The 201-nt window shown below is 36.8% G+C and carries 1 protein-coding gene; it reads right to left on the bottom strand.

The window, feature by feature from the left end:
* The coding region (locus Q0829_RS27585) for a hypothetical protein (protein ID WP_298549328.1) at window positions 1–201 on the bottom strand (201 nt) is incomplete at both ends.

The raw sequence follows: 201 nt of genomic DNA, 5'->3' as shown, positions 1-201 counted from the left end.
ACTTCCTGCATCTGCATTATCATCGGTAATTTCAATATCCGTTAAAGTAACATTTCCGGTATTGGTAACTACAATATTATACTCGATAACATCATTCAATGCACTTCCGGCAACACGAACTGTTTTGATAACACTTAAACTTGGATCGGGTGTAATAACAGTAACTGTTGGATCATTTGTAGGATCCATATCCGTAGTACC

This window comes from uncultured Aquimarina sp., assembly GCF_947492405.1.
In the GTDB taxonomy this organism is placed as follows: Bacteria; Bacteroidota; Bacteroidia; order Flavobacteriales; family Flavobacteriaceae; genus Aquimarina.
Note: the sequence above shows the minus strand (reverse complement) of the source record. Positions and strands in the feature narration are given on the sequence as shown.